The sequence below is a fragment of the Natrinema ejinorense genome (assembly GCF_002494345.1).
Classification (GTDB): Archaea; Halobacteriota; Halobacteria; order Halobacteriales; family Natrialbaceae; genus Natrinema; species Natrinema longum.
The window spans coordinates 3,820,634-3,847,189 of the sequence record NZ_NXNI01000001.1 but is presented as its reverse complement, the minus strand read 5'-3'; the positions used below and the strand labels follow the sequence as shown (position 1 = coordinate 3,847,189).

23 protein-coding genes are annotated in these 26,556 nt (G+C 64.5%); 12 read left to right on the top strand and 11 right to left on the bottom strand.

Translation table 11 applies throughout. From position 1 onward, the window contains the following. Nucleotides 1–7: 7 nt before the first annotated feature. The gene (locus CP557_RS18850) at nt 8–1,126 is read right to left on the bottom strand and encodes a DegT/DnrJ/EryC1/StrS family aminotransferase (RefSeq protein ID WP_097381325.1); all 1,119 of its coding nucleotides are present in this window, start codon (nt 1,124–1,126) and stop codon (nt 8–10) included. 329 nt (nt 1,127–1,455) lie between these two features. On the opposite strand from CP557_RS18850, the gene CP557_RS18845 reads away from it, so the two are divergent. Both CP557_RS18845 and CP557_RS18840 read left to right on the top strand, forming a co-directional pair. Next, nucleotides 1,456–3,084 carry an alkaline phosphatase family protein gene (locus CP557_RS18845; RefSeq protein ID WP_097381324.1) on the top strand — a complete coding sequence of 543 codons (1,629 nt, stop codon included), beginning with the start codon at nt 1,456–1,458 and terminating at the stop codon, nt 3,082–3,084. Then, complete coding sequence (locus tag CP557_RS18840; protein ID WP_097381323.1) at nt 3,081–4,091, top strand: lipid II:glycine glycyltransferase FemX; 1,011 nt, start codon at nt 3,081–3,083, stop codon at nt 4,089–4,091. Before CP557_RS18845 ends, CP557_RS18840 begins: the two co-directional genes overlap by 4 nt. 291 nt (nt 4,092–4,382) lie before the next feature. Here the strand turns inward: CP557_RS18840 and CP557_RS18835 are convergent, their stop codons facing one another. Beyond that, the gene (locus tag CP557_RS18835; RefSeq protein WP_097381322.1) at nt 4,383–4,646 is read right to left on the bottom strand and encodes a hypothetical protein; all 264 of its coding nucleotides are present in this window, start codon (nt 4,644–4,646) and stop codon (nt 4,383–4,385) included. 201 nt (nt 4,647–4,847) lie between these two features. Continuing rightward, the gene (locus CP557_RS18830) at nt 4,848–5,111 is read right to left on the bottom strand and encodes a MarR family transcriptional regulator (RefSeq protein WP_097381321.1); all 264 of its coding nucleotides are present in this window, start codon (nt 5,109–5,111) and stop codon (nt 4,848–4,850) included. A 325-nt stretch (nt 5,112–5,436) separates the two neighbouring features. Between CP557_RS18830 and glmM the strand changes: the two genes are divergently transcribed. Beyond that, the gene (gene glmM / locus CP557_RS18825; protein WP_097381320.1) at nt 5,437–6,759 is read left to right on the top strand and encodes a phosphoglucosamine mutase; all 1,323 of its coding nucleotides are present in this window, start codon (nt 5,437–5,439) and stop codon (nt 6,757–6,759) included. An 83-nt stretch (nt 6,760–6,842) separates the two neighbouring features. Here the strand turns inward: glmM and CP557_RS18820 are convergent, their stop codons facing one another. Beyond that, complete coding sequence (locus CP557_RS18820) at nt 6,843–7,049, bottom strand: DUF7563 family protein (RefSeq protein ID WP_097381319.1); 207 nt, start codon at nt 7,047–7,049, stop codon at nt 6,843–6,845. 863 nt (nt 7,050–7,912) lie between these two features. Here CP557_RS18820 and CP557_RS18810 point away from each other — a divergent pair. Continuing rightward, nucleotides 7,913–10,621 carry a valine--tRNA ligase gene (locus CP557_RS18810; RefSeq protein WP_097381317.1) on the top strand — a complete coding sequence of 903 codons (2,709 nt, stop codon included), beginning with the start codon at nt 7,913–7,915 and terminating at the stop codon, nt 10,619–10,621. Nucleotides 10,622–10,903: 282 nt separating this feature from the next. Beyond that, nucleotides 10,904–11,254 carry a DUF7344 domain-containing protein gene (locus tag CP557_RS18805; protein ID WP_097381316.1) on the top strand — a complete coding sequence of 117 codons (351 nt, stop codon included), beginning with the start codon at nt 10,904–10,906 and terminating at the stop codon, nt 11,252–11,254. 29 nt (nt 11,255–11,283) lie between these two features. Here the strand turns inward: CP557_RS18805 and CP557_RS18800 are convergent, their stop codons facing one another. Continuing rightward, a complete protein-coding gene (locus CP557_RS18800; RefSeq protein ID WP_097381315.1) occupies nt 11,284–11,988 on the bottom strand; it encodes a DUF1405 domain-containing protein in 705 nt (234 codons plus the stop codon). Between the two features lie 338 nt (nt 11,989–12,326). Here CP557_RS18800 and pdxS point away from each other — a divergent pair, with 338 nt between their 5' ends. Then, nucleotides 12,327–13,235, top strand: coding sequence for a pyridoxal 5'-phosphate synthase lyase subunit PdxS (pdxS, locus tag CP557_RS18795; RefSeq protein ID WP_097381314.1), 909 nt, complete (start codon nt 12,327–12,329; stop codon nt 13,233–13,235). Between the two features lie 92 nt (nt 13,236–13,327). Continuing rightward, nucleotides 13,328–14,104, top strand: a complete 777-nt coding sequence (locus CP557_RS18790) for a hypothetical protein (RefSeq protein ID WP_097381313.1) — start codon at nt 13,328–13,330, stop codon at nt 14,102–14,104. 36 nt (nt 14,105–14,140) lie between these two features. Here CP557_RS18790 and CP557_RS18785 read toward each other — a convergent pair whose 3' ends face one another. The 3 genes from CP557_RS18785 to CP557_RS18775 all read right to left on the bottom strand — a co-directional run bounded on the left by CP557_RS18785 (nt 14,141) and on the right by CP557_RS18775 (nt 18,642). After that, nucleotides 14,141–14,491 carry a hypothetical protein gene (locus CP557_RS18785; RefSeq protein WP_097381312.1) on the bottom strand — a complete coding sequence of 117 codons (351 nt, stop codon included), beginning with the start codon at nt 14,489–14,491 and terminating at the stop codon, nt 14,141–14,143. A gap of 6 nt (nt 14,492–14,497) precedes the next feature. Next, nucleotides 14,498–15,385 carry a homoserine kinase gene (locus tag CP557_RS18780; protein ID WP_097381311.1) on the bottom strand — a complete coding sequence of 296 codons (888 nt, stop codon included), beginning with the start codon at nt 15,383–15,385 and terminating at the stop codon, nt 14,498–14,500. Between the two features lie 134 nt (nt 15,386–15,519). Then, nucleotides 15,520–18,642 (bottom strand): methyl-accepting chemotaxis protein, encoded by a 3,123-nt coding sequence (locus CP557_RS18775; RefSeq protein WP_097381310.1) that lies wholly within the window; start codon nt 18,640–18,642, stop codon nt 15,520–15,522. Between the two features lie 444 nt (nt 18,643–19,086). Between CP557_RS18775 and CP557_RS18770 the strand changes: the two genes are divergently transcribed. Further along, the gene (locus tag CP557_RS18770) at nt 19,087–20,439 is read left to right on the top strand and encodes an ABC transporter substrate-binding protein (RefSeq protein WP_097381309.1); all 1,353 of its coding nucleotides are present in this window, start codon (nt 19,087–19,089) and stop codon (nt 20,437–20,439) included. Between the two features lie 136 nt (nt 20,440–20,575). Here the strand turns inward: CP557_RS18770 and CP557_RS18765 are convergent, their stop codons facing one another. The 3 genes from CP557_RS18765 to CP557_RS18755 form a co-directional block, all read right to left on the bottom strand. Further along, entirely contained in the window at nt 20,576–21,847 is a 1,272-nt protein-coding gene (locus CP557_RS18765) for an MFS transporter (RefSeq protein ID WP_097381308.1), read from the bottom strand. A 78-nt stretch (nt 21,848–21,925) separates the two neighbouring features. Further along, nucleotides 21,926–22,159: a hypothetical protein gene (locus CP557_RS18760; protein ID WP_097381307.1), complete on the bottom strand. Its 234-nt coding sequence runs from the start codon at nt 22,157–22,159 to the stop codon at nt 21,926–21,928. A gap of 179 nt (nt 22,160–22,338) precedes the next feature. After that, complete coding sequence (locus tag CP557_RS18755; protein WP_097381306.1) at nt 22,339–22,923, bottom strand: DUF6149 family protein; 585 nt, start codon at nt 22,921–22,923, stop codon at nt 22,339–22,341. Nucleotides 22,924–23,201: 278 nt separating this feature from the next. On the opposite strand from CP557_RS18755, the gene CP557_RS18750 reads away from it, so the two are divergent. The 4 genes from CP557_RS18750 (at nt 23,202) to CP557_RS18735 (ending at nt 26,502) form a co-directional block, all read left to right on the top strand. Then, nucleotides 23,202–24,440 carry an NAD(P)/FAD-dependent oxidoreductase gene (locus tag CP557_RS18750; RefSeq protein WP_097381305.1) on the top strand — a complete coding sequence of 413 codons (1,239 nt, stop codon included), beginning with the start codon at nt 23,202–23,204 and terminating at the stop codon, nt 24,438–24,440. A gap of 286 nt (nt 24,441–24,726) precedes the next feature. Beyond that, a complete protein-coding gene (locus CP557_RS18745; RefSeq protein ID WP_097381304.1) occupies nt 24,727–24,975 on the top strand; it encodes a hypothetical protein in 249 nt (82 codons plus the stop codon). An 81-nt stretch (nt 24,976–25,056) separates the two neighbouring features. Further along, nucleotides 25,057–25,467: a DUF7124 domain-containing protein gene (locus CP557_RS18740; RefSeq protein WP_097381303.1), complete on the top strand. Its 411-nt coding sequence runs from the start codon at nt 25,057–25,059 to the stop codon at nt 25,465–25,467. Nucleotides 25,468–25,581: 114 nt separating this feature from the next. Beyond that, nucleotides 25,582–26,502, top strand: a complete 921-nt coding sequence (locus tag CP557_RS18735; protein WP_097381302.1) for an ArsR/SmtB family transcription factor — start codon at nt 25,582–25,584, stop codon at nt 26,500–26,502. Nucleotides 26,503–26,556: the final 54 nt, after the last annotated feature.

The window sequence follows — 26,556 nt, the reverse complement described above, 5'->3', positions numbered from 1 at the left end:
GCCGCTCCTACCGCCGAAGTCGAGTCCCGACCCGCTCGATCGCCGACGGTTCGATGCCCTGGTGGACGGGGAGCACGACGAGTTCCGCCGCGAGCGTCCTCGCGATCTCGTAGGTCTCGTCCTCGCGCACGCGCCGGCGGAGCGTCGGCCAAGTGTGGGCCCCCACGACGCCACAGTCCTCGAGTTCCGCGAGGAACGACGCCGGCTCGCTCGCCCGGATTGGGACCCCGTACGGACTGATCCCCGCTGGCAGCCGTTCGTAGTACATCGTCACGTCGTCACGGGCGCTCAGTACTCGTTTCCACGCGAGGTAGTTCTCCCGGCGAGCGGTCCGGATCGCCGCCGGATCGGCAGTATCGATGACGAGCGTCGACAGCTTCGACATCGGAACTTTTGCGGCCTCGTATCGGTCGCCGGGCTCGGCGGCCGACGAGCCGTCGCCGTCGGAGACGGCCCGTTCGACGGATCGGTAGAGCGCCGGGCTCCGCTCGAGGACGGCTCCGGCGGCCGACGTAGCGACGAATCGCCAGTCTCTGGCGGTGAACCGGTCCGACCGGCCGGCCAGCGACGACGGGGAACACTCGGCCGTGACCGTCCCGTCGGTGCAGTAGAGCAACGCACCGTCAGGAACCGGGAGCAGTTTCCGCAACGACGTAATGCCGAGATCGCCGCTGGTCCCGAGGAGCCGACCCTCGTGGACGCTGAGCGGTGAATGTGCGTTGTCGTCGATGTGGTACAGGTCGTAGGTGTCGGCCAGCGACGCGATCAGCTCGAGGTCGGGCTGTGGAAACCCGAAGTAGTTGACCGACATGACGGCGACGGTGTCGTCGTCGATCCGGGCCTCGAGATCCGCACCATCCGGTGCGAGCGTGTCCTGCATGGCGTAGAACCGAGATTCGAGCCCGAGTTCGTGGAACGGCTCGACGACGGCGGGCGAGAGATAGGCCGGGACGAGGACGTTCTCGCCGGGTTCGACCACTCCGGCGAGGCCGTCCCGGAGCGCGACCTTTCCAGATCCGTACTCGATCGCCACGGCCTCGTCGGCGTGTCGGTCGACGAACGCGTCGATTCCCGTCCCTGAACGCGAGAGCGACCGATCGAACAGGGAGGGGACTGTACTGATCATATCGAGGCACGGAACGGTCGGTCCCAGTCCACGACTGGACTGTGGGCTCGAGGTCGGGAGCACCGACCGGGGCGGCCCTGGAGCCGGCGCGTGGAACCAAACGAGTCGGTCGCAGTAGAACCGATCATGGACGTACGACGGCCACGGGCGGGGATTTAGTGATAGGGAGAGTACAGACCGGAGCCGTCGAACAATCGAGGCATACACCCGTCGACGGGGACAGACAGTCACGATATCCGAGCCGCTATTCCGAGCGTACAGCCGCCAGTACGAGCATACACTCCGCCAGCGGTCGCATAACAAAGCACGAACGGACGAACAACGCGGCTATGGCAGGTTCGACCGACGGAGACGACCTCCGTCTGCTCGTCATCGGGGTGGACGCTGGCTGTCGGCCGGTGCTCGAGCCGTTGTTCGAGTCGGGCGACGTTCCGACCCTCGAGGGGCTGTTCGATCGCGGGACTGCCGGGGGGCTCGAATCCCAAATCCCGCCGTGGACGGCCAGCGCCTGGCCGTCGCTGTACACCGGAAAGAATCCGGGCAAACACGGCGTCTACGATTTCCTCTCGTTCGACGGCTACGACTGGGACGTCGTCAACGCGACGCACGTCCGTGCACGACCGATCTGGGAGCTGTTGAGCGAGCACGGCTTCTCGAGCGTCGTCGTCAACGTCCCCGTCACCCACCCCCCGCGGGCGTTCGACGGCGCGTTGATTCCCGGACTGACCGCCCCCGAGGAGCCGGACTGTCACCCGGCGGGGATCCTCGAGGACGTGAAACTCGCCTGCGGCGGCGACTACTGGCTCTATCCACAGAGCGCTCCGACACCGGACCGGTCGATCGAGGGGTACGAACGGACGGTCGAACTCCGGGGCCGGGCGTTTCGTTATCTCAGCCGACGGTTCGATCCCGACTTCGGCTTTCTCCAGTTCCAGCAGACCGACTCGGTGTTCCACGAACGACCGGGGGACAAGCGGGCGATCGAAGCGGTCTACCGCGAGGTCGATCGACAGCTCGAGGCGACCCTCGAGCGGACCGAGCCCGACAACGTCCTGGTCGTCAGCGACCACGGCATGGGGAAGGTGACCGGCGACGAGTTCCGCGTCAACGAGTTCCTCCGGGAGCGGGGCGACGTCCGCGCGAAAAGCGGCGGCGAGGGGATGCCCAACTGGTCGACATCCTGGGAGAACGACCTCCTCGAGGGTTCCGAGGCCAGCGATCACGAGCCGGGGCCGATCGAGCGGGCGATGAACGTCGCCGCGAAAGTCGGACTCACGACACAACGGGTCGCGAGCGCGCTCGACCGCGTCGGACTGAAGGAACCGATCGGGAAACGGGTCCCCAACGAGATGATCCGGGCGGCGAGCGAACAGGTCGACTTCCCCGAGTCGCGAGCGTACGTCCGTTCGAAGAGCGAACTCGGCGTCCGCATCAATCTCGAGGGTCGCGAACCCGACGGACAGGTCCCGGCCGGGGCCTACGAGAGCGTCCGCGAGGACCTCATCGAGGCGCTCTCGAGCGTTCGAACGCCCGACGGCGAGCCGATGTTCGAGGCCGTCGAGCCACGGGAGACGTACTTCGAGGGGCCACACGTCGAGGCGGCACCGGACGTGCTGACGGTCCCGCGAGGATTCGACAACGCGATCGCGGCCGACCTCGGGAACTCACAGTTCGGCGAGCCAATGGAGTCGTGGAATCACAAGCGAACCGGCGTCGTCGCCGCCGCCGGGACCGCGTTCGACCACGAGGTCGACCTCGAGGGAGCGACGATATTCGACGTCGCGCCGACGATCTGTTCGCTGTTCGACGTGCCGGTCGACGCCGCGATGGACGGGACACCGCTCCCGGCCGTCGAGGGGAGCGGAGAGCGATCGTATCCGGCGTACGATCCGGCCCCGATCACGGCAACTGACGACGGTACCGTCGAAGATCGGCTGTCCGATCTGGGCTATCTATGAGTGTCGAGATACGTACCCTCGATCCCGAAACCGACGCCGACGAGTGGAACCGCTACGTCGACCGAGCGGACGGATCGAATCCGTTTTTCCGGGCCGACGCCCTCCGGTTGCAGGCCGCGGATACTGACTCCGCGCTGTCCCTGCTCGCCGGCTTCAAAGGCCAGGAGCCGGTGGGGATCTTTCCGGTCTTCGAGTACGCCAAGGGTCCGGTCACCGGGGCGTTCTCCCCGGCCCCCCACTCGTGGGTGGGGTACCTCGGCCCTGCGCTGCTGAACGTCGCGAAACTCAAACAGCGAAAGGCCGATCGCCGGACGAAACGCTTCCTCGAGGGCTGTCTCGGGTGGATCGACGAGGAGATCTCCCCGCTGTATTGCAAGTTCGTCACCGGCGAGTTCGACGACATCCGGCCGTTCGTCTGGAACGAATACGACGTCGAACCGAGATACACGTACGTGGTCGATCTCGATGGGACCGAATCGGAGCTGTTGGACCGATTCAGCAGCGACGCGCGAAGCAACATCAGGAACGCCGACGACACGAGGGCCGTCATCGAGGAGGGCGACGCCGACGACGTCGAACGCATCGTCGAGCAGGTCCGACAGCGATACGCGAACCAGAACCGGCCGTTCCGACTGGGAGCCGAGTTCGCGCGGTCGCTGTACGAAACGCTCCCCGACGGCGCGATCCGGCCGTACGTCTGTCGGCTCGACGGCGAGTTCCTCGGCGGTATCCTGGTCGTCGAATCGGATCGAACGCGGTATCGATGGCAGGGCGGCGTCAAACCGGACGTCGACGTCGACGTCGCGATCAACGACGTCCTCGACTGGCAGGTAATGCGCGACGGCCTCGAGAACGGGATCGCGGCCTACGACCTCGTCGGGGCCGGCGTTCCGAGCATCAACCGCTACAAGGCGAAGTTCAATCCCCGCCTCGAGACTCACTACGAGGTCACCGCCGGCTCGTTCGGGATCGACCTGCTGGTCGATCGGTACCAGAAACACCGGTAGCGCCTGCGTCAGTACGACTTCCGAACGGGAGCCGTGGGGTCGAACCAGCGGCGGCTGCCGGCTTCGCGGTCGGACCTCGAGCTGCGTCCACGAACGCTCATCCCGTTCCATGAGGCGACACGACCGTTGCGAGATGTTCCCGCGTGCGACCCTTTTCCGGGACTCATTCCACGCAGCGTGACCTCCCTGTTGCGCAGGGATGTGCCGTCCGTCGTGGGGACCCCACCCGTAGTCGTGACCATGTGACCGCCGGGGCGACGGCCTCGAAGATCCACCGCCAAGCCAACGGCTTCAGCCGTTGGTAGCTGCCCGGGACAGGATGGTGATGAACAGGAGGACCCCGGCGACCCCGAAGATGGCCGGCAGGGCCCAGAAGAACGCCGTGAACGTCCGCTGTGAATCGAGGACGGCGTTCGTCGTCAGGAGCATCCATCCCAACGACATGCAGACGAGGAGTCCCGCGAGGGATGCCTGGGCGAGTACGATCGGATAAGACACGTCGAATTCCGAATCGTCCGTCCGATCGGTGTCCTCGGCCGCTCGGTTTGTAGTCATACTGGATTCAAGCGTGGAATGCATATAACATTCCATCGCGCCCCCGCGTCCCTCATGGGAGCGCGCCGAAGGGATCGAGTCCCCTCGAGGATGGTGACGGAAACTCGATAGCTCTCCGTCGGACGGTTCGCTGTACGCCATTGACGGTGTAACCGCGAACCGGCTTGCGGTTACACCGGTACATCGGGACGGGAGCCCGTCTCAGCCGTCGATCCGGTAGTTCGACTGGCGGGCGTCCTCGAGACAGACGCGACTGGTCACCAGCCCCTCGGCCTCGAGTTTCCCCAACGCGTAGCGGACGGTCCGTGAGCAAAGGCGGGATTCGGCCGCGATCCCCTCCTGGGTCAGCGGCGCCTCGTACTCGAGGACCTTGTAGACGAGTTTCGCACTCGGTGGGAGTTCGGAAAGCGGCCCATCGACGGCGGTTCCGTCGCCGGTCTCGGCGTCCGATTCGGTTGCACTCATGCGTCTCGGGTCGTCCACTGGGCAGCCGACGTCTCGAAATCCGATGCTCGAGCACGAACTGCGGACGGTTCCTCCGAAGGAAGCTGAGGCGGTCGCATTCTCACTCGAGCGTACGCCAGTGCATCGTATATACGGTACTGACAGTTCAATACGACAGGGAGGACCTACCGACCAGCGGCCGGGGGTAGTCGGCGGATGGAGCGCGAGTCGTGTTCGCGACCGCGTCTCGAATCGACGCCGCCGCGGCGACGCCGGGTGGGGGACTCCGCAAACGCGCGGGCAGTAACCCGTGCATAGTAAGGCAATGGCTCCCGGAGAAGCGGATATGTTCGGAACCAGCGGCATTCGCGGGCGGATCGGAGACGAGGTGACGGCAACGCTGGCACTGTCGGTCGGCCGAGCGGTCGCCTCGGAAGGGTACGACAGGGTCGTCGTCGGGCGTGACGTGCGCGAGAGCGGCTCGATGCTCGTCGACGCGGTCGGCGCGGGACTGTGTGAGTGCGGGGCGGAGGTCGTCACGGTCGGCGTCGAGGCGACGCCGACGGTCGCTCGAGCGATCGCCCACCTCGAGGCCGACGCGGGAGTGGTGGTGACGGCCTCGCACAACCCCGCGGAAGACAACGGGATCAAGCTCTGGAACCCGTCGGGGAAGGCGTTCGGTCCCGACCAGCGGGCGGCGATCGAACGACGGCTCCGCGAGGACGACTACGACCTGGTCGCGTGGGACGGCGTCGGCGATCGCTCCCACCGTGAGGGCGTCCGCGATCACCACGCCGGCACGCTCCGGAACGCCGTCGCCCTCGAGCGATCGCCGAGCGTCATCGTCGATCTCGGCAACGGTGCCGGCGGCGTGACGGCGTCGGTACTCGACGAGCTGGGCTGTCGCGTCCGCACCTTGAACGGCCAGGAAGACGGCTCCTTCCCCGGGCGGGCCAGCGAGCCGACCGAGGAGAGCCTCGAGACGCTGTCGACCCTGGTCGCGGAGACGGACGCCGAGGTGGGGATCGCCCACGACGGCGACGCCGATCGGATGCTGGCGGTCGATGAAACCGGGTCCTTCGTGCCGAAAGACGCGTTACTCGCGCTGTTCGCTCGAGAGGCAGCCGGCGCGGGAGACCGCGTCGCCGTCCCCGTCGATACCAGTCTCGCCGTCGAAGACGCGCTGGCGGGAGTCGATGCCTCGCTGACCCGCACGCGAGTCGGGGACGTGTACGTCGCGGAACGGACGACGGAACCCGACGTCGTCTTCGGTGGCGAACCGAGCGGGGCCTGGATCTGGCCCGACGAGACGCGCTGTCCGGACGGTCCGCTGGCGGCCTGCAAGCTGGTCGAACTGGTCGACCAGCGGGGGCCGCTGTCCGAACTCGTCGCAGCCATCGAGTCGTATCCGATCCGGCGAACGTCGATCGAAGTCGCGGACAAAACGGCGGTGATGGCGGCCGTGACCGACCGGGTCCGCGAACGATACGAGGACATCGACACGCTCGACGGCGTCAGGGTCTCGACCGAGGACGGCTGGTTCCTGCTCCGTGCGAGCGGGACGCAACCGCTGATCCGGGCCACTGCGGAGGCGCGGTCGGCGTCCGACACGGCGGCGCTGTTCGAGACTGCACGGCAACTCGTGACCGAGACGATGACAGCGGACTGAGGAGGGTGGGCAGCCCCGTCCTGATTCGGGACGACGCAGGGAGAGGCGGGGGCGGAACTCGCTCGAGGGAGCCGATCGGGACGCTATCTCGCGTCTTTGGGGATGAAATCGGACGTCTTCATCTCACGGTACGTCGCGCAGTCGGGGCAGGCGTGGACGACGTCGCGGTTGTCGCCGAAGACACGAGCGAACTGGCGAGTGACCTGGTTGCCACAGTTGACACATCGAGGGGCGCTCGTTTGCTCTCTGGACGACATTGGCGTCCACTTCGCGGATTGGTCCGTCGACATCAACAACCCGTATCCACAGAACGGTATTTACTATAGACCGCATAATCTCCCTCAATACTGGTAGTCACGTGTTTCGACGGTAATTCACAGGTGAGACAGACGGTTCGGATATGGAGAGTGTCGGCGGCTCGTTCGGTAGAAATACGATATTTCGACCGAGTAATACGACATTTCACGGCCGGAGACCGGAAAGTCGGGAGCGGTTCCCGACCCGACGGGCGGACAGGAGTCGACCGGCCAGTCGGATCCACACCGGGAACGCCACGTTTGGCTACCGGCCGGTCGCCGTCGCATCGATTATCGGCAGGTGTCTCGTTCCGACCGCGACTGCGACGCACGGAGAGACACCGGACACGCGAGGATCTTTTGAATCCATCTGCCCGGATACCAACGACGACGTCCACTCGGTCGAAGACCTCGAAGAGCGATCGAACGCACCCCCGATGGCCACGGTGCTGGCACCCGCCAAGAAGGGGCGATCACGATGTCCTGGAAAGAGACCGGTTGGGAGCTACTTTCAGGCGCTACCCGGCCTCGAGAGGGTGCTCACGGCCGGGGCCTCGAACGAGACCACCGTCCTCGAAGTGTAACGACGGTCGCTCTGCCCCGACGACGAAACACCTAACACGGTTCCCGAGGCAAGCAGTAGATATGGGCGATTCCGTCGCTCCCACGGCGTTCTCGGGTCCACGCGCCACCGTTTTCGTAGGGGCTCCGTAGCCCCCCATTTCCCCACCCCGTTTCGACGGATGTATTGTCGCCGACCAGCATTCACCGAGCAACGACCGCTCTATGGACGAGATCCAATCAGACAGTTCGACGACGTACCGACGGCGCCCACGACGGGCGGTGAGAGCATGAGCATGGACACGCCCGAGCGAGAAGACGAACCCTCCCTCGAGGGCGGCTACGACCCGGAATCGGTCGAAACCCGCTGGCAACGGCGCTGGATCGACGAGGATGTCTACGCGTACGAGGCCGAAGAAGAGCGGGACCCGAACACGGTCTACGCGATCGACACGCCGCCACCGACGGTCTCGGGGAGCCTGCATATGGGCCACCTCTATGGTTCGACCTTGCAGGATTTCGCCGCGCGATTCCAGCGAATGCACGACGGCGACGTGCTCTTTCCGTTTGGCTACGACGACAACGGGATCGCGAGCGAACGGTTGACCGAATCGGAACTGGACATCCGCCACCAGGACTACGAGCGTCGGGAGTTTCAGGAACTCTGCCGCGAGGTCTGTGCGGAGTACGAGGCCGAATTCACGGAGAAGATGCAGAACCTCGGGACCTCGATCGACTGGTCGAACACCTACAAGACGATCGAGCCCCGCGTCCAGCGGATCTCCCAACTGTCCTTCCTCGACCTCTACGAGAAGGGACGTGAGTACCGCAAGAAGGCACCCGCGATCTGGTGTCCCGACTGCGAGACGGCCATCTCGCAGGTCGAGATGGAAGACGACGAGCGCGGCTCGCACTTCAACGACATCGCGTTCGAACTCGTCGGTGACGATGCGCCCCGCGAGGAGTTCGTCATCTCCACGACCCGACCGGAACTCATCCCGGCCTGCGTCTCCGTCTTCGTCCACCCCGACGACGAGGACAATCAGGATCTCGTCGGCGAAACCGCTCGCATTCCCCTCTTCGGCCACGAGGTGCCGATCATCGAGGACGAGCGCGTCGACATGGAGAAAGGCAGCGGCGTCGTGATGTGTTGTACGTTCGGCGACCAGAACGACATCGAGTGGTACCAGGCCCACGACCTGCCCCTGCGCGTCGCGATCGACGAATCCGCGACGATGACCGATCTCGCGGGCGAATACGAGGGCATGTCCACCGAAGACGCCCGCGACGCCATCGTCGAGGATCTCGACGACGAGGGCTCCCTGCGCGACCGCTGGGAGATCACCCACGCCGTGCAGGTCCACGAACGCTGCGACACCGCCGTCGAGTACCGCGTCTCCAAGCAGTGGTACGTCGAAATCTTAGATCACAAGGAGGAGTACCTCGAGGCCGGCCGCGAGATGGACTGGTACCCCGAGAAGATGTTCACCAGGTACGAACACTGGATCGAGGGCCTCGAGTGGGACTGGCTGATCTCGCGCCAGCGCGACTCGGGGATCCCGTTCCCGGTCTGGTATTGCGGGGACTGCGACCATCCGATCATGGCCAAGCGGGAGGACCTGCCGGTCGATCCGCTGAGCGACGAGCCCCCAGTCGATGCCTGTCCCGAATGCGGCCACGACGAGTTCGAGGCCGAAGAGGACGTCTTCGACACGTGGGCGACCTCCTCGCTGACGCCGCTGATCAATGCGGGTTGGGACTGGGACGCCGACGCCGAGGCGTTCACGATGGACAACCCCGAGCTCTACCCCTTCGACCTCCGCCCGCAGGGCCACGACATCATCTCGTTCTGGCTGTTCCACACCATCGTCAAGTGCTACGAGCACACCGGCGAGGTACCCTTCGACGCGACGATGATCAACGGCCACGTCCTCGACGAGAACCGCGAGAAGATGTCCAAATCGCGGGGCAACGTCGTCGAACCCGACGAAGTCCTGTCCGAATATCCCGTCGACGCCGTCCGGTTCTGGGCGGCAAGCGCCGCCGTCGGCGACGACTTCCCCTACCAGGAGAAGGACCTGACGGCAGGCGAGAAGCTCCTGCGGAAACTCTGGAACGCCTCGAAGCTCGTCGACACGCTCGCGCCCGCCCACCCGGACGAGCCCGCCGACCTCGAGGCGATCGACCGCTGGCTCCTCGCGGAGCTAGACGACGCCGTCGACGACCTCACGGCCCACCTCGAGGACTACGAGTTCGCGAAGGCCCGCGATCGGCTGCGGACCTTCTTCTGGAACACCTTCTGTGACGACTACCTCGAGATCGCCAAGACGCGCGAGGACAACCCGTCGACGCAGTACGCGCTGCGGACGGCTCACCGAACGTTCCTCGAGCTGTGGGCGCCGTTCCTGCCCCACGCGACGGAGGAGGTCTGGCAGGCCGTCTACGCGGACAGCGAGGCGCGTAGCGCCTCGGATACGTCGAACGGCGAGGGAAGCGAGCCGCGAGACAGTGACGGCGACTTCGAGAGCATCCACACCCGCGAGTGGCCCGTCCCGCAGGGCTACGAGGCCGACCTCGAGGCCGGCGAGACGGCCATGGAGGTCATCTCCGCGCTGCGTCGCTACAAGAGCGAACACCAGTTGCCGCTGAACGCCGATCTCGAGTCCGTGGCCGTCTACGGCTCCATCGAAGGCTTCGAGAACGCGATCCAGAACGTGATGCACGTCGACGAACTCACGGTACTCGCGGAACCGCCGGAGATCACGACCGAGGTCGCCGAAATCGACCTCGACTACTCGACGCTCGGCCCGAAATTCGGGTCGAAGGTCGGCGAGATCGACGCCGGCATCGAGAGCGGCGAGTACGAGATCGACGACGACGAGGACGTTCTGAGAGTCGCCGGCGAGGAGCTCGAAGACGACCTCTTCGAAGTCGAACTCGCGCGGACCTACTCGGGCGCGGGCGAGATGATCGAAACCGAGTCGGCGGTTCTCATCCTCGAGTAGCGCCCGCCGTCCCGTCTCCGAGTGTGGACCGCCGACTCACGGTGTCGGCGTGATCGACCCCGAACCACCGGGCAACGATGCCGCGCGCCGGTCTCCCGTGTCCGTTCGGCGTGTCGGCGATCGGACCCGCTCAATTCTACCAGACTGTCTGGAAATCCGTCCGAAAATACCGGTTGTAACGGAACAGTTATGCCACTATCGGCCAATCGTGAGCCGTACTCTGCGACAGTCGCTACGAGCCGACGGGTAGATCGCCGCCGTATCAGCCGAGTACAGCGCACTATGACGACAAATATCTCGGACGCGAACCCCGTGGACATCGATCCGCCCGTGGCCCTGAACACGATCTTCGAGCTTCTACTCGAGGAACGACGCCGATACGCGTTGTACTACCTCTCCCGGAACGTGGGAGCAGTCAGCCTCGTGGACCTCATCGACCGGATCGCCGATCGAGAGGATGCCGATCAGGACGGACTCGAACGGATCGCCGTCGAGTTCCACCACAACCACTTGCGAAAGCTGATCGACACGGGAGTCCTGCGCTACGACGAAGACGCCGGGACGGTCGAACGGCGGACCGCAGCCCGCTCGCTGGACCCGTACCTCGAACTCACGTACGTCGACGACCTGTAGAACACACCCGACGCTGCCCGAATCGGCAGCTACGGGTGACTCCGGGCCGATTCACACTTTTTGACCCGGGTCGCGAGCGCGAGAAACAGCGCCAGGAGGACGAACGTAACTTCACCCGCGGCGATCACGCCGAGTGCGTCGGCCTCGAGGAACACGCTCGTCTCCCGCGCGACGGGGATGATCGTGTGGTGGGGCTCCCCGACGATCGGGACGAAGTAGTCGACGACGAGGTTGCTCCAGTACCAGACCGCGGCGACGGCGACGGCCCACACCGGGAAGTCGCTGATCCGGTAGAGGACGAACGCCTGGACGACCATCGCGAGGTGGCTCCAGAAGAGGAACTGATACATCAGCGGGTGGAGATACGCGTACGAGTCGGCGAATACGAGCAGCGTATACGGGGTCCAAAGCCCCAGGACGACGTTTCCGAAGAAGGCCAGCGCGGTGAGCCACGGCTGTTCCCGACCGAGCTTCCAGGCGGAGATCGCCAGCGCGATAAACAGCGTCGCGAGCGGGCTATCCGGTACCCAGGGCCACAGCGCGGCCGCCGTCCCCGCGAACTGCCCCGAGTAGTACCAGAACCCGAAGGCCGTCCCTGCGAGGTTGATCGCCACGACGAGCCACGCGAACCGCAGGCCGAGGTCCTCGAGTATCGTCGGCACTGGTGCGAGATAGGCCGGGAGCGACTCGTCGTCGGGTCGCTGGCGATTGGACAGCAGAGTCGACGCGGTCATTGTCCGGCGCGACGGACGGAGCCTGCAAAACAGTAGCGGTTGGCTTGCGGTCGCGACCCGTACCCGCCCACGTAGGCGGTGGGGAGGAGACGCGACGGGGCTCGAGGTGGCGTCGGAGCTGGCACGTGAACTCGGACCGTGGCAACGGCCGCTCACACGGGTGTACGGCTCGGCGATCCGGGCGCGATTGTCCACGGGTGAGCGGATAGCGAAGCGACGCGAGCAGATTGGGCGAACCCAGTCGTGAACCGTGAACGCAACTGCCGAACGATTTCGGCTCCTGCGGCCGAATCGTCCCCAAAGAACACGCGTAAGTGCGGTGACTCCTAACGCGGCATATGGCCGATAACACCGATCTCGAGGAACTACGGCGCGGGACCGATCTCGTCAAACGCGGGTTCGCACGGATGCAGAAAGGCGGCGTCATCATGGACGTCGTCAACGAGGAGCAGGCCCGAATCGCCGAGGACGCCGGTGCCGTCGCGGTCATGGCGCTGGAAGCGGTCCCGGCGGACATCCGCAAGCGTGGCGGCGTCGCTCGGATGGCCGACCCCGCCGACGTCGAGGACATCGTCGGCTCCGTTTCGATCCCAGTCATGGGGAAATCCCGAATCGGACACACGAAGGAAGCCCAGATCCTCGAGGCCGTCGGGGTCGACATGATCGACGAATCGGAGGTGCTGACCCCCGCCGACGACGCCTACCACATCGACAAGCGCGACTTTACCGCGCCGTTCGTCTGTGGCGCACGCGACCTCGGCGAGGCGCTGCGCCGGATCGACGAGGGAGCGGCGATGATCCGGACGAAAGGCGAGGCCGGCACCGGCGACGTCAACCAGGCCGTCCACCACCAGCGGACGATCAAGGGTGCGATCCGAAAGCTCGAGGGAATGAGCCACGAGGAACGCGAGGCGTTCGCCCGCGAGATCGAGGCACCCGCGGAACTCGTCCACGAGACCGCCGAGATGGGCCGTCTTCCCGTCGTGAACTTCGCCGCCGGCGGGATCGCGACGCCCGCCGACGCGGCGCTCATGATGCACCACGAGTGTGACGGCATCTTCGTGGGCAGCGGGATCTTCGGCGCGGAGAACCCGCCCGAAATGGCCGACGCGATCGTCCAGGCGACGAACAACTGGGACGACCCCGAGACGCTCGCGGAGATCTCGAAGAACCTCGGTAAGAGCATGAAAGGCGACGCGAACGTCGACCTCCCCGAGGAAGAGAAGATGCAGGGTCGCGGCGTCTAGCTGACGGAGGACCCAGTTCCGTTTTCCGACGCTCCAGAATGCGACTGATTGGCAAGCACGCCCGTTTTGTGCGTCTACTGCGTCCCGACTATATGAGTCAGACATCGTCCTCGACCAGCGTCGAGCAACTCCTGGCCCGAATTACGGCGGGAACCGAACGGTTGCTCCAGGAAGCCACACCCGACGGATCGGACGAGACGAGGGCGACGATAGCAGAACTCCTGGATGTCGTCGAGGAAGTCGACGACCTCCTCGAGACGATCGATTTCGAAAGACTCCCGGACGCCGTCGAGGTGTCGGCGCTGCCGGACCTCGTCAAGCTGGACGGAGTCCCGAACGCGATCCGTGAACACGATCCGGATCTGGCGCTGGATCTCAGCGCGATCCGGGACGTCATCCACCTCCGCGGGCTCTGGAACGCCGTCGATCTCGTCGACTTTCTGCGGGAGTTGCGACAACTCAAGTCCGAACTCGAGGACGTCCTCGGTCCCGACGCGTTCGGGTCGTCCGGTGACTCCGAGGCGGCAGCCGAGATCAGGAAGTTCGCCGACGAGGTGAAACCGGATGCGACGAACGCGGCGCTTCAGCAAGAGGCGAAAGAAGGCGCGAAAGCGGCTCGAAAGGGCGTTATCGACGGCCACTCGAAGTTCGAGGACCTGTACGAGTCGACACAGCGCGGCCCCGGCTACGCTGGTCGGAAACCGGTCTCGAACAACCCGACTGCGGTCTCGTCGGTGCCCTACGGTCCGTTACCGGCCAGCGTCTCGACGAGAGTGTCGACCGTCCCGACGAGCGTTCGACACGCAAAGATCGATGCCCTCCCGCGGATCTACAGTCGTCGCTGGAAGACTGCCGGCCGAACGGAGTGAGCCGTCGCTCCCACCGCGGCCGACACGGCGAACCGACTACCACCACCGCCGGAGCGGCGGAACGATGCCCGCTCGGACGAGCGCGAGAACGGCGAGATACGTTATGGTCGCGCCACAACACAGCGATAGTATCACCACAGGCGCGATTCGAGTCCCGACGGCGGCACCGCCGATCGCCGCCACGAGCGACCCGATCTGGACGGTCCGTCGGTCCCAGTACCGCCGGACGGTGTCGTACTCTCGAGTGGCGAGCAGTTCGAACGCGATCGTCGCGATACCGCCGACGAGCAGGAAAAACGGGGACAGCGATACGTCGGCGAGGACGGCGAGGCCCACGAACGCGGCGAGTGCGAGCGCCGCGAGCACGGCGTCAGTTCGCGTTCCCATTCGTGATTACGAGCCGTCGCGATACAGCGTCGTACCCTCGCCGATCGCGGTCTGATACGCACGACTCTCAACGCCGGCCACGTCGAAAGCGTCGACCATCGCCGAGGCGATCGCCCGCTGATCCCGGCGGCGACAGACCGCGAGGATCCCCGGGCCGGCACCGCTGACCGTCACGCCGGTCGCGCCCGCCTCGAGGGCGGCCTCGCGAACCGACTCGTAGCCGTCGATCAGTTTGGTCCGTTCGGGCGTGACGATGTCGTCGTGCATTCCGCTCCCGACGAGGGCGGGATCGTCTCGCGTCATGCCGACAGTCAGCGTGGCGGCGCTGCCGACGGTGTCGACGACTTCGTCCATGGAAGCCGAATCAGGGACGACGCCGCGTGCATCGCGCGTGGACACGGAGATTTCGGGAAGACAGGCGACGACGGGGACGGCGGCATCGACCTGCGTGACGCCGTCGTCGGTGACGATAGTGAACCCGCCTAACAGCGCGGGGGCGACGTTGTCGGCGTGGGCCTCACCGGAGACGAGCGCCTCGCCTTCGGCGGCGACGGGGACGAGTTCCCGACGGGACCGCCCGCGGTCGTAGAGCGCGTTCAGTGCCACGGCAGCGCCGGCGGCGCTCGCTGCCGACGATCCCAGCCCCGAGGACGGCCGGACGCCCTTGTCGATCCGGATACGAGCGGGGGCGTCCAACGCCTTCGCAACCGCACCGACGGTGTTCTTTTCGGGGTCTTCCGGGATGTACTCGCTGCCAGCGCCGGTAACCGTAATCGTCGTTTCCGGGGCGCGTTCGACCCTGATCACGTCGGCGGGCGTCCCGAGAGCAACGCCGAAGACATCGAAGCCACTCCCGAGGTTCGCACTCGTCGCAGGTGCCCGCACGGTGAGCATGCCGATTCCTTCCGAGACGGCAGTCAAAAAGGTAGCGAACGAGACCGACCACCGACGGTGCGGTCAGAAAGTCGAATCGATCCGAGCGTGGCACCGCTCGAACGGCCGACCGTACGGTCGAACTGGACAGGGGCCTACGTCTCGTCGTCGGTCGCCCCGAAGGTGAACACGTCGTCGCTCTCGGACTCACTGTCGTCGTCCTCGTCATCCGTCTCGAGGTCGCCGTCCGCCGAGTCGTCGACGGATTCGGATTCGTCCGTCGTCTCGTCGGCCGCAAGCGGATCCGCCGGTTCCGCCGACTCCGGCGAGTCGACTGCAAGCGGATCGCCCGCGTCTTCCGAGTCCGACTCCGGCGGTTCGACTGCAAGCGGATCGCCCGCGTCTTCCGAGTCCGACTCCGGCGGTTCGACTGCAAGCGGATCGCCCGCGTCTTCCGAGTCCGATTCCGGCGGCTCGGCCGCAAACGGCTCCTCCGCGTCTTCCGAGTCCGACGCCGGCGATTCGCCGCCGATCGGATCCGTCGATTCGGCCGCTGCACCGAATCCACCGTCGTCGCCGTCGTCATCCGGGTCCTCGATCCCGAGGATCTCTTCGGCACCGATCTCGTCGGTGTCCCCGTCGACCGCTGGCTCGTCACCGGGTTCGCGATCTTCGGGGGTCTCGGCCGGCGTCTCGTCCTCGAGTCCGTCGAGCGACGAGCCCTCCTCGGGCGTCGCGGCCGTCGATCGGTCGGTGGTGTCCGCGTCCGAATCCACGTCGAGATCGAGTGTCTCCTCGGCTGCACCGTCGTCGAACGTCAGCGTCCCCTCGGCGTCGTCCTGTCCGCTTTCCGCGTCGGCGTCGAAGGTGATGCCACGATCCTCGTCACCCGGTTCGTCGTCGGTCGCGTCATCGACGCCCAACTCGGGGTCGTCCAGCTCCGCGTCCACGTCGAAACTCGACTCGAAGTCGACTGCCGTGCTGTCGACGTCAGTGTCGAACCGGTCGAGCGCTTCGGAAAGCTGGGAGGCCTGTTCGGAGAGGCTCGAGGCCGACTTCGTGACTTCGGTCAGCGCAGTGGTCTGCTCTTCGGCCGCCGCGGCGACGTTCTCGGCCTCCGAGGTCGTCTCCTCGGAGATCGTCGCCGCGTCGTCGACCATCGCGACGACTTCCTGCGTCGATGCGGCCTGCTCTTCGGTCGCTGCGGAGATTTCCTGAACGCCGACGTTGGTCTCCTGGGCGAGGTCGGCGATCTCCTGGAGCGCGTCGACTGCCTCCTGAACCTGGTGGGTCGCGTCTTCGATGTCGGCGCTCGTTCCTTCGACCTCGGCGGCGGAGCGCTCGGTCCGTTCGCGGATCGCTTCGAGCCGGTCTTCGGCTTCGTCGGCCGCCTCGGCGACGTCCTCGGAGAGTGCCTTGACCTCCTTTGCGACGACGGAGAACCCTTCGTCGTCGCTGCCGCCCGCGGATCGGGAAGCCTCGATGTTGGCGTTCAGCGCCAGCATGTTCGTCTGGCGAGCGATCTCGGAAATCGTATTGATGAGTTCGTCGATCTGCTGAACCTCCTCCTCGAGCCGGCGCATCTCGGCGACAGCGTCGCCGGCTTCGCCCTCGATTTCATCCATGGCAGTGATCGCCGCCTGCGCGGCCTCCTGCCCTTCTTTCCCGGTGTCGACGGTCCGTTCGGCGATGTCGGCCACCTCGTTCGAGGAGGCGGCGATCTCCTCGGTCGTCGTCGAGAGACCGCTCATCTCCTGGTTGACCGACTGGAGCGACTCGTTCTGTCGGTCCGCACCGTCGGAAATCTCCTGAATGGACTCCGTGACCTGCTGGGAGGCCGACCGGACTTCTTCGCTCGAGGCGGTCACCTGCTCGGAGGCGGTCGCGACGTCGGTCGCGAACCGGTTGAGCTCGGCGATAGTCTGCTCGATCTCGTCGAGCATCTCGTTGAAGTCCTCCCCGATCTGTTGCATCTGCTCGTTGTCGCTTTCGGCGTCCGCGCGGGCGGTGAGGTCGCCGTCGGCGGCATCGCCCATGACCGCACAGTACTCGGCGGCCTTCTCCTGGAGATGGTCGTTGATCTGCTGGACGCGTTCGCGTTCGCGCTCGGCCTCCTCGCGGGCGGCTTCCGCTTCCTCGATCTGCTCGCGCAAGGCGACGCGCATCGAGTCGAAGCCGTCGTACAGTCGGCCGATGTTGTCGATCCGTTTGGTCTCGAGGTCGACCTCGAGGTTCCCTTTCTCCATCTCGCTTGCCTTGTCCGTGAGGCGGTCGATCGAAACGGCGGTGTTCCGACCGAGAACGGCACCGACCGCGCCGATCATGACGATGCCGAGGATCGTCGCGTAGATCCCATACTGGGTGACGTTGTTGACGTACCCGAGCGCCTGGTCGGCGGGCTCGTGTCTGACGATGACCCAGTCGGTACCGAACACCGGAGCGGCACTCGTGACGTAGTCGCTATCGCTTTGGAAACTGTAGTAGTCGTTGTCGAACGCAAACGAGGAACCCGATACTTCCTGGGTGTTCGCACCGACGGTCCGGGCGGACGTGATGGACTCGCTATCGCCACCGTATGCGAGGCCGACCGAATCGTGGCCCTCGGCGTAGTCGTCGGTGTTGTCGAGCATGACCTCGTCGTCACCGCCGAGGACCATCGTCGTCACACCCTCCTCGTCCTGTAGCTGGTTGGCGTAGGCCTCGAGGTTAGCGGTGTAGACGATCGCTCGATCCTCGTTTTCCGACGAGAGTTGGACGTAGGTGACGACGGTCGTATTCTGTCCGAACTGATCCTGAGTGAGGTAGGCGTCCGAAACCCACATGACACCCTGATCAGCCGTCGAGTAGGCCTCTTCGGGAACGTTGTCAATGCTGCTGGCCGGCTGGTTGCGGAACGCGTCGTTGGTACTCGCGGTTACCGTCTGGGTATCCCGGTTGACGTAAGAGATATCGAACGTATCGGCATCTAGATGTTCCTCCCAGTCGAGGAAGCGGGCCTGGATCGCCTCGGGGTCGTCACTCGCGACGACGTCCGACCGGGCGAGCATCCCCACGGTGTGTTCGTTCTGTTCGTTCCACATCTGCAGACTCTGTGCCTCCTGTTGAACCGCAGCCGTCTGATCGCTTTGAACTCGATCCTCCGCCTGATCCGAGATTGCCGCCGTTGCACCGTATCCGATCAGCCCGACCGAGAGCCCGAGAACGAGCAACGCGATCGCGAACTTGACCGCGTATCTACGTCGGATAGCTTTTGGCACCAATCGTCGCGCGAAATCCATGGATAGGAAACGGGTGCTTTCGTCACTACATAAATTGTCAGCCACAGTTATCGAAGCTGATAATCGGATCGCGATACCAGATATTCCACATATATCAGCATTAGTCAACCACTATGACATATATCGAGGCACACGATATAAAATTAATAATTTCTTCACATATTACACAGTGATCATCCGACGGACGTTCGTCCGACTACCCAATACCAATGGAGAGATATCATCCGGTGTGCGGATAGATTGACAGAGCGATAGCGATTTATATTGAGACGCGTTGACAGAATTAAATCGGCGCGGTCGATTGCGATAAAACGGTAGTAAATTGAATTGGAGTTTAAATTTGCACGGAGGGTTAACAGCCCGTCCGGAATCTGGCTTCTTTCCTTCCATCCAGTATCATCTGGCCGAAACGATTAAGAATGCCAGAAACAGAGACAGTAAAGAATGACTGAACGTAACCGGCGCAGTGGTGAACCGAAACTCCCCTCGAGCGCCGACGGGCGACCGAGCGGGCTCGACCGACGGACGCTCCTCAAAACGGGGGCCGGTGGCGTCGCGGGGGTTTCATTTGCGGGCTGTCTGGAGATGGCTGGCATGAACGGCGGGAGCAGCGACGGTCCGGAGCCGATCAAGATCGGCGTTCTAGCGCCGAATCCGGAAAGGGACGCGATCGGTCAATCGATCGTACGCGGAGCGGAAGTCGCAGTCAAGGAACTTCAGAACAACGATAGGATCGACGGGAGGGATATCGAACTGATCGTCGGCGACACGAACGAGAGTCCACTCGAGGGGCGTCGCGAGTACCAGCGACTCACCCTCGAGGAGGACGTGGACGTGACGGTCGGCGTCTTCGCCAGCGAAGTGCTGATGAACATCATAGACGATATCGCCAAACAAGAGACCCTCCACCTGACCTCCGGTGCCGCGACCACGGCGGCGAGTGAACTGGTGAAAAACCAGTACGAGGACTACAAGTACCACTTCCGCGTGGGACCGAACAACGACTACGACCTCGGCCGGATGCAGATGGACTTCCTGGACGACATGGCCAGCGATATCGGCTGGAACTCCATCGCCGTCCTGGCGGAGGACTACGACTGGACCGAAAAGCCGTGGGAGGTCTATCAGGAACGACTCCCGGAGATGGATATCGATGTCGCCATGGAACGGCGATATCCGGCAGCGACCGACGACTTCTCGGAGATCTACAGCGAGGTCGCGGATGCGGAGGCCGACGCGGCCTTCATCACGACGGCACACACCGGGAACAGCGCGCTCTCGGACTGGTCCAATCCGCGGGACCGATCCGAACCACAGCCGTTCGCGTTCGGCGGTATCCACGTTCCGATGCAGCTCCCGTCGTACTACGAGCTAGTCGACGGTGCCTGTGAGTATGGCGTCATGCAAAACAGCGCCTCAAAACAGAGTACACGGTCCGAGACACAGGCGTTCATCGAACTGTACGAAAACCAGTACGATGGGGAGAGCCCCGTCTATACGGGGTATCACGCGTACGACGCAGTCACCCTGTTCGCCAACGCCGTCGAGGAGAGCGGCACGGTCGATTCGACGGAACTCGTCCCGGTTCTCGAGGAGTTCAGTTTCACCGGTGCTGCCGGTACCATCGAGTTCTACGGCTCCGATCACGACTTCCCGCACGATCTCAGATACAACGCTTCGGACCCCGACCCGGTCTACCTCCAGTGGCAGGAAGACGACGACGGCACCGGTGTACAAGAAATCATCTGGCCCGAAGCGCAGGCGACCGCGGACTACATCGCACCGCCCTGGCTCTGATACGGTCGACTGTCCGTCAGTGCCGCTGGGACCGGGACCGCCCTGCGGTCTCACCGGGAAATCGGGACGGCAAACCGTATGAGGCGTTTTGCTTCGGACGCCGAATCAGTTCGCCCGCGATTCCGTTCGACGGGGATCAGTCGTCGGCCTCGAGCGCCCCCTCCGTCGGTACGAATCGCCCGCTCCCGACCAGCAGGACGCCCGCGAGGAGTCCCCCACCGACCGCGAAGCCGGCGATCAGGACGAAAAACGCCGTTCGGGAGAGTTCGCCGAGCATGAAGCCGCCGAGAGCGATGCTCGCCGAGCCGAAGCCGAACTCGGCGAGATAGGTGTAGCCATAGGAGAGGCCGCGGGCGTCCGGCGGCGTGTAAACCGCGACCGCGTTCTGGTAGAACGGCTGGATGGCAAAGAGGAAGAAGCCGAGCACGCCACAGAGCACGACGATCGGGCCGAGCCCGCCCCCCGTTGCAGTCACCGGAATAAACAGGAGCGCGAGCGCTGCGAGGACGACGAAGAGTCCTGCGAGCCCGCGCGCCGGCCGGACGCGGCCCGTCAGTTTTCCGCCGGCGTACTGACCTGCCATCCCGACGACCAGCAGGCCGACGTAGATGTAGTCCGCCGGCTCGATCCCCTCGAGCCCCGCCGGCAACGCCAGCCCCGAAATCGCCGGGAGCGCGTGGAGGATCTCCGGCAGATAGGTCAGCATTCCCCGGTAGTAGAGTCCTTCGAAGGTGACGAGGACGAAGACGACGGCGAACGCGCTCGCGAACAGCGTTCGCGTGTTTCCGAAGAGGTCCGACAGCGACAGCGCCTCGTCGGGTCCCGCCTCGGCGTCGTCCGCGACCGCTGCCGTCGGATCGAACGTCGCGCTCAATCCATAGAGGACTGCGACGACGCCCGGAACCGCGAGCACCGCTGCGACGAGCGACCACTCGAGGAAGATCAGGAGGGTCGCGGCGACGAACGGGCCGAGCGCGATGCCGGCGTTGCCGGCGATGCCGTGCCAGGCGAAGACGGTCCCGCGATCCTCGACGCCGGTGCTGATGAGTGCGAGACCGGCGGGGTGGTAGACGCTGGCCGCGACCCCCCACAGGATCAGCCCGACGGCGATGGTGTAGATCGACGTCGCAAGCGAGAGGACCAGAAAGGAAAGCGACATCCCGGCGAGACAGACCAGAACGAGCCGCTTGGTCCCATACCGGTCCGCGAGGATCCCGCCGGGGAGCGCGCCCAGCCCGAACGGGGCGTAGCCGAGTGCGACGACGATGCCAAACAGTGCAACGCCGATGTCGAACTCGGCGAGCCAGACGACCAGAAAGATCGGAATCGACGTCTCGAACCAGTGGACGAGCGCGTGTCCGGCCATGGTGAACCCGGCGATCGAACGGTCGTTGGCGTTCAGCGCCATGTGTGAATCGGTGCCTGTACTCGAAGGCTCTGCACACTTAGCCGCTTGGAAACCAGCGTCCGACGGTTCTCCATCCCCTCAGAAGTGAGATAGGTACTCGCCCTCGAGCGTCGGCGGCAGGATCGCCTCGAGACGGTGGAAGAACAGCGAGGTGATGCCGCGCGCTCGACGATAGCGAGCGTTCGAGTCGAAATCTCGGGCTCCCTCGGCGAACTCCGACCCGTCGGCGACGAATCGAACGCGTCCAACGTGACACAGCCGGCCAGACGGAGTGACGAGGTCAGCGCGAGGGAGCGTCGCCGTCGCATTCACCGCGAGAACACGTCGACGAGGGACAGTATCACAGTCGCGTTACCGTCCCGGTTTCCGACGGACGCCGACGCTGAACGAACGCGGGCGACTCCGGTCGGGCGTTCGCCTGCGGTTCTCGTGACTCCGACACGCGATTCCAGCGACGTCGACGCGGCGACAGCACGCGCTCGACCGGGCAATCAGGCGTCGTCGTCCGCGCTGACGACCGTCGAGACATCGATGTCGTCGGGTTCGTCCCTGCCGCCGACGACGAGTTCGCCGTCCTCGGTCTCGACGTAGACGTCGTCGGCGAATCCGCCCTCTGCGTGGGGGTGTTCGGGCGAATCGAGTTTCTCGGGCGTCGACGGTGCTTCGGGGAGGCCCTCCGGCGGCGCGAACTGACCGAGTGGCTCGGCGATCGTAACGTCCCACCGGTCGAAGAAGTCCCCGTAGCGGTCGTAATGGGCCTCGAGTTCGTCGGCAGGGAACTCCATCATCTCGGTCCAGCCGTGGTTGTAGAAATCGAAGTTGGCCTGGATGTGGGTTATCTCGCGGGCCTCGGCCTCCGAATAGCCCTCCTGAAGCGCTCGCAGGTAGGCGTCCATCGTCGCGTCGAAGAGTCCGTCGAGGTGGGCTTTCCGTTCTTCGGCGTGGGCGGGATCGGCCTTCCCGGCAAAGATCTTGGTGTGGAGTCTGACCAGTCCTGCGTTGGCGACCGATCGGACGCCCGGCGTCTCGAGGGCCTTCCGATAGGCGAAGTGTTTCGCGTTTTGGCGGAGTTTCATGACCGGGACTTGGGCGCAAAGAGGGAAGAACGATTCGGACAACAATGTTGTACTGTGAATCCCGTCGTCGTCTCGATGCGGTCCGCGAGGGGGTGGGCAGTCGTCCGAGATAGCGGCAAACCTCCCTCTCTCGAGAAACGGTGTCGAAAGACCGGCGATCGATACACTCGAGTGAACATATTCGGCGTTCAGTGTACGTTCGTTGTGTGCTATCAGCCAGTCCAGCAAAATAGACGAGATAGCAACCCACTTTAACCCGCATTACGAACGTTCGGGATATGACTCAGTACGTCATCATCGGTGACGGGATCTCGGGTAGCTCGGCTGCCGAGACCCTCCGGGAGGAAGACCCGGACGCGAAGATTACCGTCATCACCGATGAGGGGGAGCCACTGTACAATCGGATCCTCATCAAGGAACACGCGAAAGGAAAGCTCCCTGAAGCCCCCATCTCGATCCACGAGGAAGAGTGGTACGAGGACCGCAACATCGAGCTTTCGTTGAACACCTACGTTACGAGCGTCGATACCGACGCGAAGGTGGTCAATACCCACGAAAGCGGCGAGATTCCGTACGACAAACTGCTCGTCGCGACCGGTGGGACGCCGACACAACTGCCCGTCGAGAACAGCGACGCCGACGGCATCCACCACTTCTGGACGTTTCAGGACGCTCGCGGGATTCGCGAGCACGCGGAGCGATCCGACACCGGCGTCATCGTCGGTGCCGGCCTCCTGGGCATCGACTTCGCGGCGGTCTGTGGCGCACAGGGGATCGACGCCAACTACCTGATGCGTGGCGACCGGTGGTGGCGATACGCGCTCTCGAGCGACGGCGCGGAGATCATGCACGAGGGGATGCGAGAGGTCGGCGTCGAGCCCGTCTTCGATAGCGGAGTCGATCGCTTCGAGGTCGACGACGAGGGACACGTCACGGCCGCGGTCGACCCCAACGGCGATCGCTTCGAGTGTGACTTCGCGGGGGTCGCTATCGGACTGAACTTCAACACCGAATTCCTCCGTGGAGCCGGCATCGAACAGGACAACGGGATCGTCGTCGACGAATACATGCAGACCAACGTCGATGACGTCTACGCCGCGGGCGATCTCACCCGCTTCTACGACGTCCTGTTGGGCGAACAGGGCCAGAACGGTTCGTGGGGGTCCGCCAAAGAACAGGGTCGCGTCGCCGCGGTCAACATGGCCGCCGACGAGGAAGCCGAAGCGTTCCAGTGGGTCTCTTCGTACTCGATTACGCACTTCGACTTCCCGTTCCTTTCCTTTGGCCACCCGACGCTCGGCGACGAACACGCCGAGCGCCGCTACAGCGACACCGAGTGGCGACGCATCGCGTTCAAAGACGGCAGGATCGTCGGCGGCGTCCTCATCGGCGACCTCTCGCCACAGAGCAAGTTCAAGCAGCTGATGCGTGAACAGCGCATCGTCGCCGATCAGGCCGACGTCCTCCTCGAGCAGACCGTCGACCTCGACGACCTCGCCGCGCCACAGGAACAGTAACCGGCGTCCGGTACCGCAGTTCGAAATCAGTTTTTCCTCGATCGATCTCCGTCAGTGCGTTGGTTCGCCGAAAGCGGCCAGCAAGCCCCACGGACAGCCGTGTCCGTTCTCCAGGAGACGCAGTGTCTCGCCGGCGATCGGCCCGTCGGTCGGCACCCGTACTCTCGAGTGCCCCAGCGGGTCGGGCCACCGAATCGAACGACCAGCCGGCAGGAATGTCACCCGAACGCGACGTCGGTGGGATGACGAGCGGAACTATTAAGTCCTATCAAGTTATTTGGTAACAATGTACATGGCAGCCAGTGAACACCGCAGTCGATCAGTACAACTCGAGGCCGTCGAGGTCCGACTCGAACCCGTCGAGTCGGTCGGTGCGGATGCGACGGTTCGTCACATCGATCAACTCGATTCGGAGACACTGGCCGCCGTCTATCGTGCCGCTGCGGCGGATCGGACCGTCTCGGTCGCCGAAACGGAACTCGAGCCGGGCGAAGTGATCGTCGCGACGGACTACTACCGCGTCGAACCGGTCTGAGTTTCCACGCCACCGGCCCTGTCGGCCTCACTGAGCGCTCGTATCGAAGTCGTTTTCCCGCGTGCGCGCCTTCGATAGCGCATGAACGGCGACAGCGACATGACACTGGCGTTCGAACTCGAGGCGCTCAAAGAGCTCGCCTCGCCCGAACGCGTGTTCGAAGACGCCAGAGGCTGGACCGAGTACATCGGCGTCGTCTCCGAGAAACCGACCTACGTGGTGACGAACTTCACCCGGAAGAACCGCATCCGACAGGACTTCTTCTCCGGCCCACGCGGGAAAGCCGAGAGCCTCGAGGGCGTCAAAGACCAGTTCGACACCGATCGCTACGTCTACATCGGTGCCAGCGACGAGGACGAAGAGCTCGCAGACTCGGTCGACTGGGAGTATCTCGCCGTCGAAGACGCGGCCGACGCGGCCGACTGGATCCTGGCGACGACGGCCGACGACGAGGACGACGACGCAGAGCAGGTCCGCGACGACTGGCCCTGAGACCGTCCTGACGAGCGCCCGCGATAGTTCGCCTCCGGTTGCTGTATCGCGTCTTCTCGAGGTGTCCGTCGCGGTCCCGCTCCGAACTCGGCCACCGACCGAAGAACACACCCGATGAATCCAGCAGACGACCCCGACATCGACCAGGACACCGTGGATGCGATCGGTGCACTCGGAAACCGCACGCGCCTCGAAATTCTGCTTGCGCTCGCGAACGCACAACGGGACCGACAGGAACAGTGGCTGACCCTGTCGTTTACCGAGTTGTACGAGGCGATCGATGTCGACAGCACCTCCCAGTTTTCCTATCATCTCGACCGACTCGTCGGCCCGTTCGTCGCGGAGACACCGACGGGCTACCGATTGACCGACAGCGGTGCCAAGATCGTCCGGACGGTCCGCGCCGGCGTCTACGAGAGCGCCCACTCGTTCGCCGCGGTCGAACTGGCCGGCGTCTGCGTCGTTTGCGAGACTCCGTCGCTCGTTGCGACGGTCGAGAAGGATCGGTTCGTCGTCCGGTGTCGATCGTGCGAATCGACCCTGTTGGTCGATCTCCTGTCCCGGAGTCAGACGCGGAATCGGTCGGCAACCGAAATCGTCGACAGCGTCGGTCACCGAATCTGGAGTACGTACGTCTTGGTCCGGGGTGGCGTCTGCCCGGAGTGTTACGGCCCCATCGACACCGCTGTCGCGACGGTCTCCCACGAAACCGACGCGGATCCGTGGTACGCGCTCGAGCACACGTGTCGGGAGTGTTGGTTTACCGTTACCATCCCGCTCGAAGTGTCGGCGGCGTTTCATCCCGCGGCCATCGGCTTCTTCTGGGCCCATGGAATCTCGCTGCTTGACACGCCCCTCTGGGAGTTCTTCGAATTCGTCGTCATGGGGACGATCACGACGGACGTCACCAGCGTCGAGCCGCTCGTGGCGTCGTTCGAACTCACACTCGATGACGAGACGATGTCCTTACGGATAGACGACTCGTTTGCGGTCACCGTCGGCCGAATCGACGGCGAGTCGGACCGGACCTGCTGATTAGCCGTCTCAAACGTATTTGAGTAGGGCCGTTGTCAATATGTAGGGCATACG

Excerpts from the sequence above, each read along its gene's own strand:
- CP557_RS18780 (WP_097381311.1), bottom strand. The coding sequence starts at position 15,385 with ATGCTCACCGTGCGGGCACCTGCGACGAGTGCGAACCTCGGGAGTGGC.
- CP557_RS18810 (WP_097381317.1), top strand. The coding sequence starts at position 7,913 with ATGGACACGCCCGAGCGAGAAGACGAACCCTCCCTCGAGGGCGGCTAC.
- CP557_RS18735 (WP_097381302.1), top strand. The coding sequence starts at position 25,582 with ATGAATCCAGCAGACGACCCCGACATCGACCAGGACACCGTGGATGCG.
- CP557_RS18770 (WP_097381309.1), top strand. The coding sequence starts at position 19,087 with ATGACTGAACGTAACCGGCGCAGTGGTGAACCGAAACTCCCCTCGAGC.
- CP557_RS18840 (WP_097381323.1), top strand. The coding sequence starts at position 3,081 with ATGAGTGTCGAGATACGTACCCTCGATCCCGAAACCGACGCCGACGAG.
- CP557_RS18740 (WP_097381303.1), top strand. The coding sequence starts at position 25,057 with ATGAACGGCGACAGCGACATGACACTGGCGTTCGAACTCGAGGCGCTC.
- CP557_RS18790 (WP_097381313.1), top strand. The coding sequence starts at position 13,328 with ATGAGTCAGACATCGTCCTCGACCAGCGTCGAGCAACTCCTGGCCCGA.
- CP557_RS18800 (WP_097381315.1), bottom strand. The coding sequence starts at position 11,988 with ATGACCGCGTCGACTCTGCTGTCCAATCGCCAGCGACCCGACGACGAG.
- CP557_RS18830 (WP_097381321.1), bottom strand. The coding sequence starts at position 5,111 with ATGAGTGCAACCGAATCGGACGCCGAGACCGGCGACGGAACCGCCGTC.
- pdxS (WP_097381314.1), top strand. The coding sequence starts at position 12,327 with ATGGCCGATAACACCGATCTCGAGGAACTACGGCGCGGGACCGATCTC.
- CP557_RS18745 (WP_097381304.1), top strand. The coding sequence starts at position 24,727 with ATGTACATGGCAGCCAGTGAACACCGCAGTCGATCAGTACAACTCGAG.
- CP557_RS18835 (WP_097381322.1), bottom strand. The coding sequence starts at position 4,646 with ATGACTACAAACCGAGCGGCCGAGGACACCGATCGGACGGACGATTCG.
- CP557_RS18805 (WP_097381316.1), top strand. The coding sequence starts at position 10,904 with ATGACGACAAATATCTCGGACGCGAACCCCGTGGACATCGATCCGCCC.
- CP557_RS18845 (WP_097381324.1), top strand. The coding sequence starts at position 1,456 with ATGGCAGGTTCGACCGACGGAGACGACCTCCGTCTGCTCGTCATCGGG.
- CP557_RS18750 (WP_097381305.1), top strand. The coding sequence starts at position 23,202 with ATGACTCAGTACGTCATCATCGGTGACGGGATCTCGGGTAGCTCGGCT.
- CP557_RS18820 (WP_097381319.1), bottom strand. The coding sequence starts at position 7,049 with ATGTCGACGGACCAATCCGCGAAGTGGACGCCAATGTCGTCCAGAGAG.
- CP557_RS18775 (WP_097381310.1), bottom strand. The coding sequence starts at position 18,642 with ATGGATTTCGCGCGACGATTGGTGCCAAAAGCTATCCGACGTAGATAC.
- CP557_RS18765 (WP_097381308.1), bottom strand. The coding sequence starts at position 21,847 with ATGGCGCTGAACGCCAACGACCGTTCGATCGCCGGGTTCACCATGGCC.
- glmM (WP_097381320.1), top strand. The coding sequence starts at position 5,437 with ATGTTCGGAACCAGCGGCATTCGCGGGCGGATCGGAGACGAGGTGACG.
- CP557_RS18850 (WP_097381325.1), bottom strand. The coding sequence starts at position 1,126 with ATGATCAGTACAGTCCCCTCCCTGTTCGATCGGTCGCTCTCGCGTTCA.
- CP557_RS18785 (WP_097381312.1), bottom strand. The coding sequence starts at position 14,491 with ATGGGAACGCGAACTGACGCCGTGCTCGCGGCGCTCGCACTCGCCGCG.
- CP557_RS18755 (WP_097381306.1), bottom strand. The coding sequence starts at position 22,923 with ATGAAACTCCGCCAAAACGCGAAACACTTCGCCTATCGGAAGGCCCTC.